Raw genomic sequence first — 20,463 nt, 5'->3', positions numbered from 1 at the left:
TAATTGTTTGCACATCTAAGTGAAATCATTATTTTGCTAACCTAATTACAATTAATCATCATAACTTTCACTCGGAACAAGAATTTGTCCGCTCCAATCCTTTTTAAGCAATGTTTGGAGAATCAGCTTAGATAACTTACTCGGCTGATATGGTTTTACTAAATATTCATTAGCACCTAGCGCAAGCCCTTTTTCTTTTTCATCTAATGCCGAAGATATAAAGATTGGTATAGATTGTAAAGTTTCGATTTCTTTTAATTCTTTAATAATATCCCAACCATTTATTCCTTTTTCCTCGAGCATAATATCTAGAACAATTGCATCTGGCTTATCACTTTTTATTGCATTTAATGCAGTTTCTCCGTTGTTAAAAACCTTTACATGAAAGTTACTTTCTTCTAATTCTGTTTGTAAAAGCTGAGCAAGGCTACTATCATCCTCAACAATAATCACATTTACTTTCGTATCATCATTCTCTTGATTTGAATTCTCAGATGGATTATGTGTACCAATTACAATTGGAAAACTTACAGTAAATGTACTACCTTCCTTCGGCTCTGATTGGACAGAAATCTCTCCATCATGTGCTTTCATAATTTCTTTCACAATAGCTAAACCTAAGCCGGTACCACCAATTCTTCGGCGATCTGTGTTATCCACTCTGTAAAATTTTGTGAATAGCTTTTCAATAGCATCAGCAGGAATTCCAAGGCCTTCATCCTTAATGGCTATTTTCAGATTAGGACCTTCCTCAAATATGTCCACATAAACATTTCCACCATCAGGCGAATACTTAATCGCATTATTTATTAAGTTATTAAACACTTGCCCGATCTTATCTTTATCACCTAAAACCATTGTATTACTGGTTCTTGAGTCAACATGTATTGTATGACTAGGGCTGTTTATTTGGTTTGTCTCAATAATTGATGTAAGAAGCGGTAAAATATCATCATAACGTTTATCATAAGTCTGTTTGCCAGCTTCCATTCGTTGAACATCTAAGAAATCATTAATAAGTGCTGTTAATCTCTTAGCTTCTTGATAGATGGTAGTCAAATATTTCTTTTGTCTTTCTGGCTTTAGTTCTTTGTTAAGCATTAACTCTGTAAATCCAAGCACACTTGCTAGTGGAGTTCTTAATTCATGACTAACTGTGCTAACAAACTCAGATTTCATTAAATCTACTTCATATTCCTTCGTTATATCTCTGTGAACGATAACTGTGCCAAATGTATCACCTTTTCTAGTTAAAGGCTCACAATACACCTGTACAACCCTTTTAGTTGGACTTTGTTTATGATAAACAAATGACGGATCATCAAATTTACCATCAACTAGAACACGATCAAAAAACTTCTTAAGATCATGTTTATTCTCAACTGTAGCAGATAATGTTTTAAACCATTCTTCATAAGAGCTTTGTATGATTGAGTCTGAATCAGATTGAATCATATCAGACAGCTTTTTATTAATTTGAATAACAGATCCCTTTGTATCAACAAGCTGAATGCCCTCTTTTATATTATCAAATATATCTTGAACTAATAATCTCTCTTCTTCTGATTGTTCAAAGATTTTGATCTTTTCTAAAGAAATGGCCACCTGCTTACTTAGAGCTTCGTATTCATCTAGCTCTATTTCATCAAACGGATCTGAAAAACGTGAATACATCATAATAGCTTCAACACTTCCAGATGAAGATAGAACAGGTATATACATATCAAAACAATAAGACTTAGTAGTATGATAAGCAAGTTCATCTACATTGCTGTCTCTTTTTATTGTGTAAGGTTTTTTTGTCAATATAACTTTTGTAATTAATCCAGATTTTAGGTTTTGGATAAACTGTTGTGACTCTTGCTTAGAAATACCGAAATATGCATGATCATGCCCTTTATCAAGCAAGACAACAATTCCTTTGTCAGCATTAATCACATCACACATCGTTTTAACAATACTCATTAATACAGCTTGTTTATCTAATGAATTTGATAACCCTTCTACTAAATCATTACGAAGCTTTAAATCAAGTTCACGCTTTTGTGTCATTTCCAGTGCTTCTTCAAGCTCTGATTGCTGGGCTTGAAGTTCATCCTGTTGAGCAAGTAGCTCCTCATTTTGTGCACTTAAGTCCTGTTCCTTATCTTGAATACTTTTCGTCATTTTTTCAAATGCAATCGATAAAAGACCTAATTCATCCTGTCGGTTGATTTTATCCGTAAAAATGACAGTTTCTCCATCAGCAATTTGCCCTGCTGCTTGTGTAAGGGTTCTTAATGGTTTCCCAATCCTCACTAACATCATTCTTGTGAAAATAACCATCGCGATTATTAACAGGAAAAGCGTAGCTGCAAAGGCAACTTGACTGTAGAGGATATTTTTTTCCAACTGTAAGTAATTATCTTCTACTGCTTGTTGAAGGCTTTCGGTATATTGCTTTAAACTTGATTGATAGGCTCTAATTCGATCAGAAGCATTCTCTGTTGCTATAGCTCTAACTTCATCCTTTTTCCCCTCATCAAAAAGTGCTTTAGTCCTAGGCATTACATCTTCAAAATAGTAGCTATGAAAACGTTGAACTTCTTGTAAAAATAAGATATCCTCTTCATTCTCTGAGTATTTTTGTAAAAGAACCATCTTATCTTCAATTTTTTCCTCTTGTTTTTTTACATTTTCATAATATGAATCGGCTTCATATGCAAAATGTGCTCTCATTTCTGATACAGCTAAATTAAAGGCATAATCCAGATCTGAAGCTAAATTCAGCTTCGTTTCTAGCTGTTCATTTTTATCATGAAAGTCAAGAGTTAACTTATTTTGAAAAATCAGTAGTGATAGAATTAAACAGCTAAATGCAATAATGATCATTGCTGTTAATAAACTAAATTGCTTTGCTAAACTAGTTTTGAGATATTTATTCAGATTCACCTAAAATCTCCTCAATTCTTTCTACTAGCTGAATCGGACTAAATGGTTTTGACATGAAATAATTCGCTCCAGCATCTAATACTTTCTGTTGATCTGACGATTGGCTTTTTGCACTTAACATCATAATTTTTGTTGAATTTTGATCTTCACGAATCATTTCAATAAGCTCAAGCCCAGTGTATACCGGCATCATATAATCTAATAGTATTAAATCGTATGAGTTCTGTTTAATTAAGTTATATGCCTCTTCCCCATCAGCAGCTTCATCTATTGAATATCCCTCATCTTCCAGAGTATCAACGACAAGCATACGAAGCACTTCTTCATCTTCTGCAAGTAATATTTTGGGCATTTTCAAACTCCTTTCCTACTGTGCTTTTGAAAAAACACTCAGACTTTTATTTCATCATCATTAGTCTGAGCGCTATTATTATTGTCATTCACTATCTACTTTTTCACCTTCATAGGCTTTTTGTAATTCATAATAAGACTTCTTTAGTCTCTCGTGAGAAACTGGTAAATCCCATTTCTCCAATTTATAATTTAACCATTCGCCTTTTGTTTCAGGTGCTGTTTGTAAAACTTCTTGTTGCTTGTTTGTTAAAACTACCTTTACATTCAATAAATCAATGATCTGTTTGCTATCCAGCCCTTTTTCTGACCAAATATCACCCATAATTTCATTTTGGCTAGGATCTTTAACATTTAATAATAGCCAAGGTAATCGAAGCTCTAATGTTCCATCCTTAATATAAAAATCAGAAAGAGTATTAGAATTTTCTTTTTCTGGGTTGCCGATTCCATATTGTAACTTTCCTGTTTCATAGGAAGAGAAAGGGATTGTAACTTGTCCTTCTTCTTTATTTATCGTCAGCTCTTTGTTTAAAGTTAAGTGAATTCGATGATATATACCATTATTTTTTTGATTAGCATATGGTTTTTTCTCAATCATTTCCAAAATATGACCATAGTGATAATAATACGTGTCATAGTAGCTATCTATTACCACTCGTGATTCATCTTCACCCTTTAACTCAACAAGAAAATCAATTCCTTCTTCCTCGAACCCATCAACTTCTGGAATGGTCGTTTGTCCTTGATTTCCTATTGTATTGAGTAATAGATAGGTGTTGTAATCATCTTTGTTCCAAAGCTTTTCATTATAATCGATTCGCACAAATAACCCTCTACTATCACTTGATAGGTAGACATTTTCTATCGGATTATTTTCCGCTTTATAGCTAGGTTCAGATTTTCTTGCCTTCCAATCTGAATCTTCTCCATCTATTTGTAGCTGAGTCTCTTTTTTGTCTGGATCAAAACTAAGCAAACCAAAATGCTGCTCATTTGTTTGAATATTATCCCAAAAAGGTCTTTTATCAGGATTATCATAATCCATCGTATTCCATGTTCGTTTAAACCATTCGTCTTGCCAAGAGAAAACCATACCACCTGCCAAGTTTTCTTCCACAATATCTTCATATAGTCTCACAATATACTCAGCTTGCTCTTTTTCAGAGTTATGACCTTGATCTAGTCCATGTACATTCTCATGTGTCAGTCCTCTTGAGGCAGGGATACCAAACTCAGCTACTAATAAAGGCATATTATGACTATTTTCCATATCATTCAAATAGCCGGCATAGTTATTTTTTTGTCCTCTATGATCTTCATAATTTATATATTTTTCTTCATAATTTAAAAAATCTGGGTAATAAGGATAAATATGATAAGATGCAAAAGTTCCAGCATAGAACGTATCTTTTGCTTTTATCTTATTTGGATCTATCGATACCATATCTTCTTCTTCACTCGGCTCTGAAGGGTGTTCAAGCAAATCCGTTGTTACCCAGTTAGTGAAACTCATTGGATGTTGCCACTTATACTGATCTGCTTCATATTTCGCCGTGAAATCCATCATCTCTGCTAGCCAGGCTTCAAATGGAGATACATTTTCAGCCATAAAGTAATGACCATCATAGCTTTTTATATCTGAATGCTTATCATTTGTTCGTAAGACAGTATTAGGATCCCACTCTACCCCAATAATCCATCCTAATAAATAAGGTGATAGATCATGCTGGTATTTTCCACTAGCATGACCTTGTCTCTCGGGAATATCTGCATTTCCATGGATAATGTCAATAGTACGTTGGATTTCTTCTTTAAAATCATTTGTTATTGCAGGATCAAATGCTGTAGACCCTAATTTTTCATTAAAGAATACATCTTCATTTACCCACACACCATGAAATAAATAAAGAGGATCCTCACGATTTAGATTATGCTCATAAAGTGCTTGATAGAATGCTGGAGGATGTATCGTATAAACCCTCAATCCATTTGCATTCATCTCACTAATTTGTTCAAACCATCGTGCATATTCTTCCTTTGTAATACCTGTCTCACCAGGGAATGTTCCTGGTTTTGCAATCCCCATATTGACACCTTTAATGAGTATATCCTCCCAAGCTCCATCTTTATATATCTGAAGATACTTGTCATTTGTTGATCCTATTAATTTCATTCCTTCTCTGGTCAAAATCTCAGGCTCTACATGAGTTAACTCTGTCTTTGAAGTACTGTTTTGTTTGTCTGTTAATATTTTCTCCATCATTGGTACATACGCTTTCCAAAAGAATGTATCTGTTCTTCCCTTTTGATTAAAAGAAAACATTTTTTGCCACCATGTTAAACCCGAGATTTGATGAATACTCGGAATTTTATCATGATCAACAAAGTCTCCTGCAAAGTAATACGTATCATATAAATGATCTTGATGATGAATAACAGCAGGAAACTTTAAAGGTATATTATAGGTAGACAGCTTTTTTTCTGCGCTTTCAGACAAAGAGAGTTCGAAAGTTGCTTGCACTTCCTCTTGATCTCTTGCTTCGACAATATCGAACCAATAATTATACTGAATTTGATCGTTCATTTCGAAATGCTCTTGTCCATTTTCTGTATATTGAAATGAAATAAACTCACTTATTAAATCTTCTTCTGTAAACACGAGAACCTCATCATCTTCACTTGCAAAGATTAATCCTGTACCTGAAAAACTATATTTCTCTCCATATTGTTTTTCATAATTATCTTTCACCCATGTCGGAACTTCTTTGTTGTTAAGATCAGTGAAAATTCGTCCCATCCAGCCTGACCAATCTAAATTTAATAAATGATAAAAGCTATCTCTTGCTTCAGGCTCTGTAGGAGAACCAAATGTATTAAATTCTGCTATTAATGTTTGATTGTTTTCAATTAAAGAAGTATTTATTGCATTTACTTCTTCTTGCTTTATGCCACCATATAAAAGCTCTGAACGGTTTCCTTCTTCGTTTTCCCCTAAATATTCATCCTTATAAACACCATACCCATCTGCAACATAGATAACATCGTATGCTGATAGATTTTCTGGGAACTCTCTAACTTGAAATTCAGGAGGTTGATCAGAAGGCACAAAGCCTACATAATCTTTTACTACATCATATTTTTCATTATTTTCTTTTTTTATTTTCAAAGTATTTAATAACCAAATTAAGCCCTTATGTTCACGAAATGTTTGATCAGGTACTGTTTTATCAACAATCAAAACATTCATATTTTCAGTCTTTTTTATTTGCCATGTCCATAACGGAGAAGTAAACAAAATGAACAGCCCTAAAACAGAAACTGCCAACAGAATCTTTTTCTTAGTCATTTGACACACCTTTCCTAACCATTTCTCCCCAGCCTTTTTTTCCTAGTAACATTTCAACCATCCCTTCTACTCGCCAAATGACAGTTAATGGGCGATACCAGAAGGTTTCTGTTAATGAAACCAAAAACAAAATCGTAAAATGCTTAACCTTTGGATATCTTTCCATACTCCATTCTTCAAGTAGCACTGCAGCCATCGAGTAGATCGATCCATAGATTAATGAAAGAAGGAAGAACATAATTGCATATTCAAAATAAATCTTTCCTGCGAAAATAGAAACAACGAGTGAAATATAACCAATCAACTCAATAAGTGGTCCAAGAAATTCAATAAAAAAGAAATATGGCATTGAAAACAATCCAATTGAGCCATACTTAGGATTAAACATTAGTTTTTTATGTTTCCAGAGACTATCAAATAATCCTTTATGCCATCTTTTCCTTTGTCTGCGAAGAAACTTTAAATCCTCAGGTGCTTCTGTCCAACAAACAGGATCAGGTACATAGACGATTTTTTTATTTTGCTTTTTTTCTTTATTTAACCGGTGGAGTCTAACAACTAACTCCATATCTTCACCTACTGTATGAGCATATCCTCCTGCTTCAATTACCCACTTTTTTGAAAAAACCCCAAAAGCACCTGATACAATTAGGAGTAAATTATTCTTACTTAATCCAATACGTCCTGTTAAAAATGCACGTAAATATTCGATAACCTGCATCACAACAATTGGTTTATTCGATAAACCAACACTGATTAAATCTCCATTTTGAATATCACAGCCATTTGCAATTCTGACACTACCTCCAGAAGCAATTACTTCATCATCTGATTCAATAATCGGTTTCAAGACTTTTAAAAAAGCATTTCGTTCAATAATCGAATCCCCGTCTAACGAGCAGAAATAGGGATATTTCGAAAGATTTATTCCAGCATTAAGAGCATCAGCTTTACCACCGTTTTCTTTATCTAAAACGATTAGATTTGGATAAATCTTAGATTGATAGACTCCCTTAATCTCTTTTGTATCAAGCTGTTTACGAATAACTCTATTTACTTTTACTAAGTTAAATTTCGATATTAGCTTTTCAAGAGTATCATCTTTAGAGCCATCATTAATAATGATTATTTCATATTCCGGATATTCGATACTTATTAGTGAACGAATTGTTCCATAAATCCCGACAGATTCATTGTAAGCTGGAACTAAGATGGATACTGGCTTTGTGTATTCTGATTGCAGAAGCTCTTCATAAGGCTCAACATTATCTAGCTCATATCTTCTTCTAATCTGCAATAATGATATAAATAGCATAAATCCATAAACAATGACGATCGTTAGCATATAAATGAATACAAACCAGTTCACAAAAACTAAAATTCCAGACCAGTTAATAATAATCAACTCTTTTCTTCTCATGCCATTCTAGAGCCATGTCTCTTGCAAAGTCATCTTCTGTCTCGTCAATCACTTGTTTGAGAATATCAATTCCATCCTTGAATTGGATAATTGCTTTTGCTGCTTCAGCTCGTACAACATATTCTTGATCAGATAACAGTTCTATTAGTTTATCTATATAACTAGTTAACTTCTGTTTACCCACAACTTTCGCTGCCATCATCCTTACTTGCCAGCTTTCAAACGTAAAAAACTCTGCTAATTGAGTTTTATCGATAGGAGCCCCCATATTTGAATATGCTTTTAGAGCTCTAATCCTCATTTCCTCTTCATTATTTTCTAGAAGTTTAGCCAATAATGGATGATACTGTATCAGTTGTTCTTTTCCAATTGTCTCAACAACCATAAATTGAGTTCTTTTATCTAAATTCACAAAATCCCCTACTAAAATTTCAAATGTTTCTTCATTCATAATAGATAAAATGGACAAAATGGAAAAATCCGATAATCTCGGATCCAGTTTTTGCATATAACTTGTCAATTTACTGTCATTAAATTTTGCAAATATCCTTAGTATTTGAGATTTCTCAGCAATTGTAAGGTTGTTTCTACCATATAATTCATGTAGAGAATCCTTCAGGTGCTCCATATGGAAATCCTCTATCATATATAAAGCATTCATCCTTAAACTCCAACGCCTTTTTTTCAGTTCCTTTTTTACGTGATTTGTGAAATGTTTCTTAGCATATTTACTTATTTTCTGTTTGATTTCCATACTATCTAACACATTTGCGTATTCTCTAAGAAGCTCTAAGAAAGCAATAAACTTCTCGGGGCTACCTTCTGGACTTAGATCATCGTCTTTTCCAGTTTGTAAAAAATGAAACATATCTAATCGATATGTTTCTTTTAATTCATTGATTTTTTTCCTTGATTCATTATTCATATATTTTTCAATCATTAAATAAATAAACAAACATAACAAAATGAAAAATAGCACTAAGAAAAAAATGAATAAATATACAATGCCAACTTCAATCATACTCACTTCATCCTTTTTATTAGATGGCCAAGCCTTGTTTCAAGTTCCATTAATTTGAAAGGCTTAGTAATATAATCATCAGCTCCAAGCTGCAACGCTCTTGAAATGTCTTGTTCACTTTTTCGAGAAGTAAGCATCATGACCGTAATACGCTCCTGAAAACGAGATTCTCTAAGTTTTTGTAGTACTTCTAATCCGTCCATTCTTGGCATCATACCATCTAAAATGATTAAATAAGGCTCATTATTTTGCTCATGCCAGCTAGATTCAAAAAACTCCATTCCATCCTTAAAGCACCGAATATCCAAGGTAAATGCTTCGGTATATTTACTTTTATTGATTAAGTCTTCCAGCATTGTACGGATTATCGGATCATCATCAATAATACCGATGTGGATAGTTTTTTTATGATAGTGTACATTATTAACTGGTACTATTTTCATCTGTGCTCTTCCAGCAACTTTTGCTTCATATAACGCACTATCAGCCATTTCAATATTTTTCTTCATATCTAACTGATCGAGATGGATTTCATGAATGCCACCTGAAAATGTACAAGAAAATTCTTCTCCTTTATTTGAAGTAAAAGAATGGTTAGAAAATTCCTTAAGAACACGATCCAATACAACCTTTGCTTCTTTTGCTTTTGTATCAGGAAGTAGAACAATAAATTCTTCGCCACCAAAGCGTATAATAATATCATTAATTCTTAATTCATTCCTGATGATTTCTGCGAATGTAGCTAAAACCTTATCACCGATAATATGTCCATAAAAATCATTAACTTGTTTAAAATGATCTAAATCTAACATAGCAATACTAAAAGTCTCGTATTGTCTTTTTAAATGACTAATTAATCGTTCATAAGTTTGAGACAAGTATTTCCTATTATATACTCTAGTTAATTCGTCGATTAACATTACTTCATCGATCGCTTGTTTTCTTTCAAGCTGTCGATTGATTCGTACAATAAACTCATCCATTTCTAATGGTTTTTCTATATAATCGTCAGCACCTAATTTATAGCTTTTTATTCTCATTTCCTTAGATTTATCTACACTAATCATAATAGTCGGGATAAATTGCTGGTTCATTTGATCCTTTAATTGCAGTAATACATCTAGTCCATTTCGGTCCTTCATATGAATGTCAATGATGACACAATCTGGATTTAGATCATAATAAGAGTTAATGGCTCTTTCTGAATCAGCCACCGCAATGACAACCCATCCGTTCATTTCTAATTGATCCTTAAGATACATGAGCAATGCTGTATCATCATCAATTAGTAAGATCAGTTTTTGGTCTTCAATCTCTGCTTGTTTCTCCATAACTTCATCTAGATTTGAAAATTCTTCATAGTAAAAAATCGAGATAAGTGGAAATAAAAATGATTGTAGTTCTTCTTTCGTCCACTCTTTCTCCTCAAACTCTTTTAATTGATCCATTAATTTTTGTGCCGTCTCACCAGCCACTGTAAAACCAATTGTAGATGCTGTTCCCGATATTGAATGCAAAAATCGATATAATTCACTGTGTTGGATAATTTGATGTTCATTTAACCAAGTTTCCAGTTGTTTTCGTACATTTTTCACTAAAGTTTGCAAATATTTATTCATTGGCTTCTCCTACCATAAACAAATTTATATAAAATATCTCTGTTCTACTAAACGTTCTCTTTCTTTATAACTATTATTAACATATTTTAAGACAAATTACGACATATTTCATCCTTTAAATGTGTTTATTTTCCATAAAAGTAAATTATAATTTATTTTGTACTTTCATAACAAGTCGTTAATATGTTACAAGAATTTTTTTAAAAGATATCTTCTACTCACGATTGCCCTGCGAAAAGATCGCTATAAATTTAAGTAGCTGAAGAAGTGAAAGCAAAGCTGCTGCGACATAAGTAAGCGCTGCTGCATTAAGTACTTTTTTCACTCCATTTTCCTCCGTATTCACGATCATTCCTTCAGAAACCATTAAAGACCGTGCTCTGTTGCTTGCATTAAATTCAACAGGAAGTGTAATCAGTTGAAAAACAACTACAGCCGAAAAAAAGACTATTCCTAAGCCTAATAAATTCAAGCTCCCTAATAGGAAACCTCCAATTAAAAGAAACGGCGCAATTCCTGAGGTGAAATTCACGATTGGAAACATCTTATGCCTAACGACAAGGGCACCATAAGATTCACTGTGCTGAATAGCATGCCCAACTTCATGAGCTGCAACAGAAATTGCTGCAATTGAATTACTAGGATATACAGAATCAGATAACCTAACAGCCTTCTTAATTGGATCATAATGATCTGTAAGTGCTCCTCTAACATTTTCCACTGATACATTATATAAACCATTACGATCTAATAATTTTCTTGCAATTTCTGCACCTGTCATTTCGGATGACGCCTTTATTTTTGAAAACTTTTGAAAGTTCCCTTTTACCTTAAACTGAGCCCATAGTGATAATCCAAATGCAATGATAATTAAAAAATCTAATGGATGAAAAAACATTTGACGCTTCCCTCCTGAAAACTGTTTTACTGATTATATTTAGTTTGGACAATATCATGATTTCTAGCATAAAAAACATTTTCTTATTACAATTTGTGCTTTTTTGCAAGGTTATCTAGGAACTGTACATACTACTAAAGCAAGAATATATTTCACCTTTGAAAGTGGTGAGTACATTGAAGGTAAATGAAGACGAAAAAAAATTATTAAGTGAAGCGATTGATAAAATGAATGAAGGTCTAGATTCTTTTATTGGATTTTATAATGAATCTGAAGAAGATAAAGCTATTATTGATTTTTCTGAAGAAACAATAATAACCATCGAGAAAGCTATTGAAGTTTACGGGAAGGAAGAAGTAACATCCAAAATTAATACAATTGTAAAAGAAGTATTATCATTTTTACCAACTAAAAAGGATGAGACTAGTGGCAAAAACAAATAAAATAATCACACAGTGGTTGCGTTGGCCAATCTATTTCCGAATAACTCTTTTTGTACTTTTAATTATTTTAGCATTTGGAGAGGTCATTGCATTAGTAGAGCCAAACGAGTTTCCCACTACATTTGATGGCATTTGGTGGGCTCTAGTTACAGTTACAACTGTTGGCTTTGGAGATTACGTACCTGAAACATATCTTGGTAGAGGCATTGCCATGATCATGATTTTAGCAGGAGCAAGCTTTGTTACTGCTTACTTTGCTACGATTTCTGCTACAGCTATAAAAAAACAACATAATTATTTAGAAGGAAACGTAGCATTCAAAGGAACTAATCATGTGGTTATTATTGGGTGGAATGAAAAGGCAAGTGAAATGATTGATTCTCTTAAGGTCGTTAAACCCTACAAACAAATTGTCCTTATTGATGATTCTCTAAATGAGTCACCCTTGATCGAGAATGTTACTTATATTCGCGGTGACGCTACAAATGATCAAACTCTGCAAAAAGCTAATATCCTTAAAGCAGATGCAGCTATTATTACAGCAGATCAACATAAGAATGAACATGACGCTGATATGCTATCTATCCTCATTCTTTTATCATTAAAAGGCATGAACCCAGGGTTATACTGTGTGATTGAGCTTTTAACAGAACAGCAATCAAATAACGCGAACAGAGCTGGTGCAGATGAGGTAATTAGAACTTATAAGCTTACGAGTCATTTTATGATGAGTAGTTATTTAGCAAAAAATGGTTTATCTCAATTTTATTCAGAGCTAAATCCCGCAAGTGGAAATATATTCAAAGTACTACCAGTGACAAATTCATTTATTGGTAAAACGTTTAAAGAAGCAAGTTACCAGCTTTTAGAAGATGAATCTATATTAATTGGCATTAAAAGAGGAGAGGAAACGAAAGTTAATCCGCCCCTCTCCTTTCAAATCAAGCATAATGATGCATTGATTGTTTTCACACATTAATTAATCAATTCAGCTTCAAGCTCCTTTACAAGCGCCTTCCCTAAATCAATATATTCTTCTGGGAAGGTTGCATCCTTATCTTGTGGCTCCTGAAACTGGTCAAAGGATGCACTAAAATTCCCAATGTGCACATGATCATCAAGTCCAATTTGATATTTATGTGATAATAGAAATGGTCTACCAATTTTAACTGTAGTATTATGTGAATCAAGCTGTCCATCTACCGCTTCAAAAGGAACCCTCAAAAATTGGTACCCTACCTCAGAATCAATCTTATAATCAAATGATCCATGATCATAATCCCAATTTCCACCAATATCATAGCCTAATGGCTTAAGCTTTTGCTCTAAAAAATATAATTGAAAGCTTTGGTTTTCAATTTTTGACGGAATTTCAATCACTTAAAATACCCCCTTTTTTATAGCTTTTCCTATTATCTAAGAATGCATTCTTAAAAGGGGTTTTTAAGTGAAATCAGGTAAAAAAGCTAAAGGGACCACATCGTGATGTTGGTCCCTAAAGAATTATTTTTCTAATCGTTTTTCAAGTTCTGCTTTTTTCTCTTCAAATCCAGGTTTACCTAGTAAAGCAAACATATTTACTTTATAAGCTTCAACACCTGGTTGATCAAATGGATTAACTCCTAATAGATATCCACTCATTGCACAAGCTTTTTCAAAGAAATAAGCTAAATATCCGAATGTATAAGCATCCATTTCTGGGATAGTCACAACTAGGTTTGGAACTCCACCATCAGTATGTGCAAGCATTGTTCCTTGGAATGCCTTTTTATTAACAAAATCAACTGATTTACCAGTTAGATAATTTAAGCCATCTAGATCATTTTCTTCTGATTCCACAAATAACTCGTGACGTGGATTTTCAACATTAATCACTGTTTCAAATAGATCACGACGACCTTCTTGAACATATTGACCTAGTGAATGAAGATCTGTAGAAAAGTTTGCTGATGAAGGATAAATTCCTTTTTGGTCTTTACCTTCACTTTCTCCAAATAATTGCTTCCACCATTCAGAGAAATATTGAAGTCCTGGCTCATAATTTATAAGCATTTCAATTGTTTTCCCTTTATTATAAAGAACATTTCGAACAGCTGCATATTGGTATGCTGGATTTTCTTCTAATTCAGATTTACCAAAATCATCGCTAGCCACAGCAGCTCCATTCATCATTGCCTCAATATCAACACCTGTAACTGCAATTGGTAGCAATCCTACTGCTGTTAACACTGAGAATCGACCACCAACATCGTCAGGAATGATAAATGATTCATAGCCTTCTTCTGTTGCAAGTGTTTTTAGAGCTCCACGTGCTTTATCTGTTGTTGCATAAATACGTTGTTTAGCTTCTGACTTGCCATATTTTTCTTCAAGAAGTTTACGGAAAATACGGAAAGCTAACGCTGGTTCTGTAGTTGTTCCAGACTTTGAAATAACATTGATTGAGAAATCTTTTCCTTCTAATAAATCATGAAGATCTTTCATATATGTAGAGCTAATGTTGTTTCCAACAAAAATAACCTGAGGAGCTTGTCTTTGCTCTTTTGATAATGAATTATAAAAAGAATGGTTTAACATTTCGATTGCTGCTCGAGCACCTAAATATGATCCACCAATTCCGATAACTAGAAGAACCTCTGAATCTGATTTAATTTTTGCTGCACTTTTTTGGATACGTGAGAACTCTTCTTTATCATAGTTTTTCGGTAAATCCACCCATCCTAAGAAGTCACTTCCAGCACCTGTTTGTTCGTGAATAGAATGATGTGCAACTTTTACAAAGTCGCGCAAGTATGTAACTTCATGCTCACTAAAAAAAGATAATGCATTTGAGTAATCAAAACGTACATGTGTCATTTTACATTTCCCTCCATTTTCATCTTGAACTTATCGCTATTATCACTTTATCTAAACTAGTCCTTTAAATCAAGCAAAGTTGATAATGTATACGCGTTAAACGCTATATTAATTTGTAATAAGGTTTATTAAATAATACTATAGTGAACTAAAACACATAAAGTACGCTCTAATTTACCTGCTAAAGTAAAAGAAGGTGACATAGTTAAATTATTCTTAAATATTTAATAATGTTTTTTATTAATCAGTTAAGATGAAATATAAGTTCGTTTCATTGCGCTACAGACACTCCATTCGCCGGGGAGGAAGCTGAGCCTCCGCGGCTACGCCTGTGGGTCTCAGCCCTTTCCTCTATTCCCGTAGGTGCCCTAGCGTCTTCCACTCCATTCCACTAGTTTTTATAAATAGTATGCAAAAGCAAATAAATACCCGAACTATTGGCGAAGAATTAATTAAAACATCACCTAATAATTCGGGTTTATCATTAATACTTATGTCCTAGTCCCTTCTAATTTAAAGTGAAGCTTTTAATATAGCCACAACATCTTCTTTTTGAAGAGCTTTAAAATTACCAAATGGACCATTCACCATAGCCTTATCTGCCATTAAATCTATATTTTCATCATTTATATTATAATCTTTCAATCGACTTGGGGCTCCAATACTACTCCAAAATTCTCGTAGTTTTTCAATTCCTTCTAAAGCAATTGTCTTCTCATCTTTTCCAGTTGTGTCAACATCAAATACGTTAACCGCTAATTGAACAAAACGTGAAATATTTTCATCTATATTATGCTTCATCCAATTTGGGAAAATAATGGCTAGACCACCAGCATGTGGAATGTCATAAACAGCTGAAACAGCATGCTCAATATTGTGACTTGCCCAATCACCTCTGTACCCCATCTGTAGTTGACCATTTAACGCGATTGTTCCAGAATACAAAATGGTTTCACGGAGCTCATAATTCTCGAGATCTTCTATTAATTTTGGTGCGGTTTCAATTACTGTTCTTAATAAGGATTCACAAAAACGATCCTGTAATGGTGTATTTTTTGTATGATGAAAATACTGTTCAAAAACATGTGTCATCATATCAACCATTCCATAAACCGTTTGATCTTGAGGAACCGTGAATGTATTAACAGGATCTAATATAGAAAATTTAGGGAATGTTAGTGGACTACCCCATCCATACTTTTCTTTTGTTTCCCAATTAGTAATAACAGAGCCAGAATTCATTTCAGAACCTGTAGCAGCAAGTGTTAAAACAGTTCCAAATGGCAGCGCATCTGTTGGTATATGTTTTTTTGTCACAATGTCCCAAGCATCACCATCATATTTAGCTCCAGCAGCAATAGCTTTTGTGCAATCAATTACACTTCCTCCACCAACTGCTAAAATAAAATCAATTTCCTCTTCTTTACATAATTGAACTCCACGATGAACAGTTGATAACCTTGGATTTGGCTCAACTCCAGCTAATTCAAAAAGTTGAAGATTTTTTTCTCTTAAAACGTTAATAACTTGATCATAGAGACCATTTCTTTTTATACTGCCACCACCATAAACGATCAGAACTTTTTCACCAAACTTAGGTACCTCATTTTTCAATTGTCCTACTTGGTCTTTTCCGAATATTAATTTTGTTGGGTTAAAGTATGTAAAGTTTTCCATTTTATATCGCCTCCATCTATAGATTATGTAGATTTCAATAATACTTGTAAAGAAAAGTGCTTTTAAGTGAAATTTTCTATGAATAGTTTTGACTTAACTTCACATCATAAAAATGTAGTTATCAACTAAGGAGGTTGTAAAATTGAGCGCAATTCAACGTATAGCACTTGTACTTACAATAATAGGGGCGATTAACTGGGGACTAATCGGATTTTTCCAATTCGATTTAGTTGCAGCTATCTTCGGTGGCCAAGAATCAGGACTATCCCGAATCATCTATGGCCTTGTTGGAATTGCTGGTTTAATCAACCTAGGATTACTATTCAAACCATCTGAAGAAGTAGCAAGAGAACCACGCCCAGAAGCTAGGTAATACGAAAAGCGGAAGGCGCCCGTTTATCGGCGACAAGCATAAGGCGAATAGGAATAGAAGGCGCTCTTTGCCTTCAATTCCTATTTGACTTATGACTCGAGCCGATGGCGCCTGGAGCTAGACAAACGAAAAGCGGAAGCGCCTGTTTAGCCCCGACAAGCTTAAGACGAAAAGGAATAGAAGGTGCACTTTACCTTCAATTCCTTTTTGGATTATGACTCGAGGGCTAGGCGCTGTAGCTAGACAATACGAAAAGCGGAAGGCGCCTGGAGCTAGACAAATGAAAAGCGGAAGCGCCTGTTCCCCGACAAGCTTAAGACGCTTAGGAATAGGAGACGTATTTTGTCTTAAATTCCTGAGTGGCTTATAACTCGAGGGTTAGGCTCTGAAATGGCCATTATCATCATGTAAATAAACAAAAGAAAAGAAAAAAGGTGATCGCGCAATGCGATCACCTTTTTCTTTTCATCAGTAGATTATTTCTTTACTTCTTCACGCTTAGATTGCTCGATCCACTCTTCTAACTTGTCTTTTAATGTATTGAAGCCTTGTGGAGTTTCTGTTTCAGCTTTCACTGTAGCTTGACGCTTCTTAGGTTTTCTTGGCGCAGCTTCTTTCTTTTCTTCTACTGGTGCTTCTTGAGTAGCACGAATTGATAAACTGATTTTTCCAGATTTATCATCAATAGAAAGAACTTTCACTTGCACTTCATCATTTACATTTAAATGTTCGTTAACATCTTTTACGAAACCGTGAGTAATTTCAGAAATATGAACTAATCCTTGAGTTTCTTCATCAAGTGCAACAAACGCTCCGTATGGTTGAATTCCTGTTACTTTTCCTGTATGAACACTGCCTATTTCGTACTTTGTTGTCATAATAACACTCCTAATTTTCTTATATTAAATGTCTATTTATACGCAATATAAAATTATATCACAGTTTTTCATTTTTTTCAAAAATATCTTTTCAAATATAGTATAACCAAAAAAGCAACGATCAAAGACGTCGCTTTATGGAAATGGAGTATATTCAACTCTAACCTTTTCATATTCATTGTTTCGTTTCATATTGAATATAATGGATTCTCCATCTTTTGTAGTAAATGTGTGCTCGATTAATCTACCATTTTCCTTATATGTTGTACTGACTTTGATTACTTTATTTGATAGATCTTGATAATTGGTTGTCGATTGTGCCATTTCACTTATAAATCGTTCTAAATCTGGTCTTTCTGAAGCTTCCCCATCGTAAGTTAGATAAAAAGCTGTTTCATAATCTTTATTTTCAACAGCATACATATACAGACGTGCAATTGAGACTTCTATTGCGCTTTCAGTACCTAAAAAGGGTCCTTCAAGAATTTCATCATTACGTGTATTTTTATACTCCTGATAAACTGCCTCCAAAGAATCTGTTAGTGGAAGTAATTGCACATTGTTTTCTGAAATCGCTTTTAGCTCTGGTGATATTTTAGCACTAATGCTTTCTCTCATTTCTTGACCAGAAACAAACTCATCATTTTCATTTCCATTTAAAAATTCGTCCACTTGTTTTGCAGATAAGGATTTTGGATAATCACTTACAAAATCCTTCATACTCTCCTCATCACTATATTGTATAAAATGTAAAAGGTGTTTTTGGTATTCCATTTTTAGGTCATCATTTTTCTCGAAATTAGGATGGGCAATGATAGTCTCCTCTAATTTTATAATACGGGATGCTAATTGTTCTTGAGTTAAACCTAAGACAGTTCCTTGTTCAATGACTTCTTTTTTATATTGTAGGTAAGCTATTAGTTGATTACTAAGCATATCTTTGAATGTATCTAATATTTTTTGATGGTCTATTGTTAAATCAATTTGACCTTCACCTTCTGTAATAAAAATAAAACGATATCCATTTTCTCTAAGAGTTTTAATTAGATTTAGATAGTCATCAGATCCATTTTCAACTTCTTGTTTATTTAGCTTATCCACATATTCTACTAAGTTCCCTTCAGTTGGTAGCTGCCTTAAATTAAACCATTTTTCGTTAAATCGTTCCTTGAGTAGCTCCATTTTAATTAAATAACTGATTAGTTGTGTTTCATCTATTTTTTTATCATTTTTTGCTCTTTCTTTTAAAATTTCCATTTCTTCATTAGGCATTGATACTCTTAAAGAGATGATATTTTTCACGTTTTCTGTATAATTTTGAAGTTCTGCACGTGAGGAATATTCCTTTCTTTCTTCAAAGCTCTCTACTGTATTCTTAGCTTCTTGTACAAAACTATATTGTTCAACATCATCAAATTGTAGCTTTTCTTTTAGTACATCAAGATTTCTTTCATACAAGCCTCTGACTTCATTTATTGAATCTTCTATATCTGTTGCTGAAACGGTTTGATTTTCAATTGATGGTGACTTTTCACCACTGCTTTTATTGGATTGAGATATTAGCTGTGTACCCAAAATTCCAGCTATTAATAAAACACCTATAAAAGATGCTACATATGTTAGGGGAAATATTTTTTTCCGCTTTGGAAGCTCCGTTTGCTTTACATTATTAATAATATGATCAACAGAAGAAACAGGCTGTAATTTTTCATATGAACTCTTCAAACTATCCATTCGTTCTTCAAATATTTTATCATCCATGTATGTCACCTTCCTTCTTTATAACCTCTTCCATCATTTTTTTTAATTGTGTTTTTCCACGCAGGATTCTCGTTTTAACAGTCGAAATGTTAATTGACATGATTTCAGAGATTTCATCATACTTTTTATCATGAAAATAAAACAAAACAATTGGTATCCGGTATTTTTCATCCAATCTTTGTATTGATAAGTGCAATATCCGATCTTCTTCATTCTTAATGATCTTTGACTCTATTTCTGGGTAATCATCATTGCGAAAATCCTGTTGTATTTTAAACACTTTACGAATGTTTGATTGTCTTTTTCTAGCAAAGTCTCTTGTGACATTAAGTGTAATTTTATATAACCATGTTGAAAACTTTGCCTTTGTAAACTGGTCGAGAAATCGATAAACACGAATAAATACTTCTTGTGTGATATCCTCGATTTCTTCATGTTTATTTCCTAATTGATAGGCAAACCTTTCAACAGTGGGATAATGTAATTCTACTAATTGTTGAAATGCGACAATATTCCCTTGCTTAGCTTTTTTTATTAAGTTTTCTTCATTCATTTTTTTCTACCCTCCTCTTTTTTAGGCTCTTTTCTGAAGGATTGTTGCTAAACCTAAATTTCCTTTTAGTAACAATTTTTTATCATAAAAAATGACTATGTTAAGAAGAAAAGATGCCACTAGACTTTATACAGTGCTGTTTTCTAAATATGAATATAAAAACAACAAAGTTTACGAAAAACATCTCAAAATATATAACGAATGTTAATTGAAGTTTGTTTCATATTAGTATGGTCTGAGAATTGTTCATCACACAATTCGTTGGTTATGTTCATTATTTCTATGAGGTAGTTATTCATTAGGAGAAAAATCAATAAAAGAAGAAATTATGCA

The 20,463-nt window shown here is 33.3% G+C and carries 16 protein-coding genes; 3 read left to right on the top strand and 13 right to left on the bottom strand.

Going from position 1 to position 20,463, the window contains the following annotated elements; genetic code table 11:
* Window positions 1–51: 51 nt before the first annotated feature.
* The 7 genes from JOC75_RS17035 to JOC75_RS17005 all read right to left on the bottom strand — a co-directional run bounded on the left by JOC75_RS17035 (window position 52) and on the right by JOC75_RS17005 (window position 11,589).
* Window positions 52–2,931 carry an ATP-binding protein gene (locus tag JOC75_RS17035; protein WP_204955193.1) on the bottom strand — a complete coding sequence of 960 codons (2,880 nt, stop codon included), beginning with the start codon at window positions 2,929–2,931 and terminating at the stop codon, window positions 52–54.
* A complete protein-coding gene (locus JOC75_RS17030; protein WP_204955192.1) occupies window positions 2,918–3,283 on the bottom strand; it encodes a response regulator transcription factor in 366 nt (121 codons plus the stop codon). The genes JOC75_RS17035 and JOC75_RS17030 overlap by 14 nt, the downstream gene beginning before the upstream one ends.
* 84 nt (window positions 3,284–3,367) lie before the next feature.
* Window positions 3,368–6,631: a hypothetical protein gene (locus tag JOC75_RS17025; protein WP_204955191.1), complete on the bottom strand. Its 3,264-nt coding sequence runs from the start codon at window positions 6,629–6,631 to the stop codon at window positions 3,368–3,370.
* The gene (locus JOC75_RS17020; RefSeq protein ID WP_204955190.1) at window positions 6,624–8,051 is read right to left on the bottom strand and encodes a glycosyltransferase family 2 protein; all 1,428 of its coding nucleotides are present in this window, start codon (window positions 8,049–8,051) and stop codon (window positions 6,624–6,626) included. The genes JOC75_RS17025 and JOC75_RS17020 overlap by 8 nt, the downstream gene beginning before the upstream one ends.
* The gene (locus JOC75_RS17015) at window positions 8,023–9,072 is read right to left on the bottom strand and encodes a HEAT repeat domain-containing protein (protein ID WP_204955189.1); all 1,050 of its coding nucleotides are present in this window, start codon (window positions 9,070–9,072) and stop codon (window positions 8,023–8,025) included. Before JOC75_RS17015 ends, JOC75_RS17020 begins: the two co-directional genes overlap by 29 nt.
* A gap of 2 nt (window positions 9,073–9,074) precedes the next feature.
* Window positions 9,075–10,691: a diguanylate cyclase gene (locus JOC75_RS17010; RefSeq protein ID WP_204955188.1), complete on the bottom strand. Its 1,617-nt coding sequence runs from the start codon at window positions 10,689–10,691 to the stop codon at window positions 9,075–9,077.
* A gap of 214 nt (window positions 10,692–10,905) precedes the next feature.
* Window positions 10,906–11,589, bottom strand: coding sequence for a zinc metallopeptidase (locus JOC75_RS17005; RefSeq protein WP_204955187.1), 684 nt, complete (start codon window positions 11,587–11,589; stop codon window positions 10,906–10,908).
* Between the two features lie 176 nt (window positions 11,590–11,765).
* On the opposite strand from JOC75_RS17005, the gene JOC75_RS17000 reads away from it, so the two are divergent.
* On the top strand, window positions 11,766–12,032 hold the full coding sequence (locus JOC75_RS17000) for an atypical membrane-integrating protein (Mistic protein) (RefSeq protein ID WP_204955186.1): 267 nt from the start codon (window positions 11,766–11,768) through the stop codon (window positions 12,030–12,032).
* Complete coding sequence (locus JOC75_RS16995) at window positions 12,016–13,011, top strand: ion channel (RefSeq protein ID WP_204955185.1); 996 nt, start codon at window positions 12,016–12,018, stop codon at window positions 13,009–13,011. The genes JOC75_RS17000 and JOC75_RS16995 overlap by 17 nt, the downstream gene beginning before the upstream one ends.
* Here the strand turns inward: JOC75_RS16995 and JOC75_RS16990 are convergent.
* The 3 genes from JOC75_RS16990 to JOC75_RS16980 all read right to left on the bottom strand — a co-directional run bounded on the left by JOC75_RS16990 (window position 13,008) and on the right by JOC75_RS16980 (window position 16,565).
* A complete protein-coding gene (locus tag JOC75_RS16990; protein WP_204955184.1) occupies window positions 13,008–13,412 on the bottom strand; it encodes a YugN-like family protein in 405 nt (134 codons plus the stop codon). The genes JOC75_RS16995 and JOC75_RS16990 overlap by 4 nt on opposite strands.
* 123 nt (window positions 13,413–13,535) lie before the next feature.
* Window positions 13,536–14,888 (bottom strand): glucose-6-phosphate isomerase, encoded by a 1,353-nt coding sequence (locus tag JOC75_RS16985; protein WP_204955183.1) that lies wholly within the window; start codon window positions 14,886–14,888, stop codon window positions 13,536–13,538.
* A 513-nt stretch (window positions 14,889–15,401) separates the two neighbouring features.
* Window positions 15,402–16,565 carry an iron-containing alcohol dehydrogenase gene (locus JOC75_RS16980; protein ID WP_204955182.1) on the bottom strand — a complete coding sequence of 388 codons (1,164 nt, stop codon included), beginning with the start codon at window positions 16,563–16,565 and terminating at the stop codon, window positions 15,402–15,404.
* 142 nt (window positions 16,566–16,707) lie between these two features.
* Here JOC75_RS16980 and JOC75_RS16975 point away from each other — a divergent pair, with 142 nt between their 5' ends.
* Window positions 16,708–16,938, top strand: a complete 231-nt coding sequence (locus JOC75_RS16975) for a DUF378 domain-containing protein (RefSeq protein ID WP_204955181.1) — start codon at window positions 16,708–16,710, stop codon at window positions 16,936–16,938.
* A 476-nt stretch (window positions 16,939–17,414) separates the two neighbouring features.
* On the opposite strand, the gene yugI is transcribed toward JOC75_RS16975, so the two are convergent.
* The 3 genes from yugI to JOC75_RS16960 form a co-directional block, all read right to left on the bottom strand.
* Window positions 17,415–17,816, bottom strand: coding sequence for a S1 domain-containing post-transcriptional regulator GSP13 (gene yugI, locus JOC75_RS16970; protein WP_146948197.1), 402 nt, complete (start codon window positions 17,814–17,816; stop codon window positions 17,415–17,417).
* Window positions 17,817–17,951: 135 nt separating this feature from the next.
* Window positions 17,952–19,577: a hypothetical protein gene (locus JOC75_RS16965; protein ID WP_204955180.1), complete on the bottom strand. Its 1,626-nt coding sequence runs from the start codon at window positions 19,575–19,577 to the stop codon at window positions 17,952–17,954.
* Window positions 19,570–20,130, bottom strand: coding sequence for an RNA polymerase sigma factor (locus JOC75_RS16960; RefSeq protein WP_204955179.1), 561 nt, complete (start codon window positions 20,128–20,130; stop codon window positions 19,570–19,572). Before JOC75_RS16960 ends, JOC75_RS16965 begins: the two co-directional genes overlap by 8 nt.
* Between the last annotated feature and the right edge of the window lie 333 nt (window positions 20,131–20,463).

The sequence above is a fragment of the Metabacillus crassostreae genome (assembly GCF_016908395.1).
Lineage (GTDB): Bacteria > Bacillota > Bacilli > Bacillales > Bacillaceae > Metabacillus > Metabacillus crassostreae.
Note: the sequence above shows the minus strand (reverse complement) of the source record. Positions and strands in the feature narration are given on the sequence as shown.

Bases quoted from the DNA above. Each gene is read 5' to 3' on its own strand.
- JOC75_RS17030 (WP_204955192.1), bottom strand. From the start codon at position 3,283: ATGCCCAAAATATTACTTGCAGAAGATGAAGAAGTGCTTCGTATGCTT.
- JOC75_RS17025 (WP_204955191.1), bottom strand. From the start codon at position 6,631: ATGACTAAGAAAAAGATTCTGTTGGCAGTTTCTGTTTTAGGGCTGTTC.
- JOC75_RS17020 (WP_204955190.1), bottom strand. From the start codon at position 8,051: ATGAGAAGAAAAGAGTTGATTATTATTAACTGGTCTGGAATTTTAGTT.
- JOC75_RS17015 (WP_204955189.1), bottom strand. From the start codon at position 9,072: ATGATTGAAGTTGGCATTGTATATTTATTCATTTTTTTCTTAGTGCTA.
- JOC75_RS17010 (WP_204955188.1), bottom strand. From the start codon at position 10,691: ATGAATAAATATTTGCAAACTTTAGTGAAAAATGTACGAAAACAACTG.
- JOC75_RS17005 (WP_204955187.1), bottom strand. From the start codon at position 11,589: ATGTTTTTTCATCCATTAGATTTTTTAATTATCATTGCATTTGGATTA.
- JOC75_RS16985 (WP_204955183.1), bottom strand. From the start codon at position 14,888: ATGACACATGTACGTTTTGATTACTCAAATGCATTATCTTTTTTTAGT.
- JOC75_RS16980 (WP_204955182.1), bottom strand. From the start codon at position 16,565: ATGGAAAACTTTACATACTTTAACCCAACAAAATTAATATTCGGAAAA.
- yugI (WP_146948197.1), bottom strand. From the start codon at position 17,816: ATGACAACAAAGTACGAAATAGGCAGTGTTCATACAGGAAAAGTAACA.
- JOC75_RS16965 (WP_204955180.1), bottom strand. From the start codon at position 19,577: ATGGATGATAAAATATTTGAAGAACGAATGGATAGTTTGAAGAGTTCA.
- JOC75_RS16960 (WP_204955179.1), bottom strand. From the start codon at position 20,130: ATGAATGAAGAAAACTTAATAAAAAAAGCTAAGCAAGGGAATATTGTC.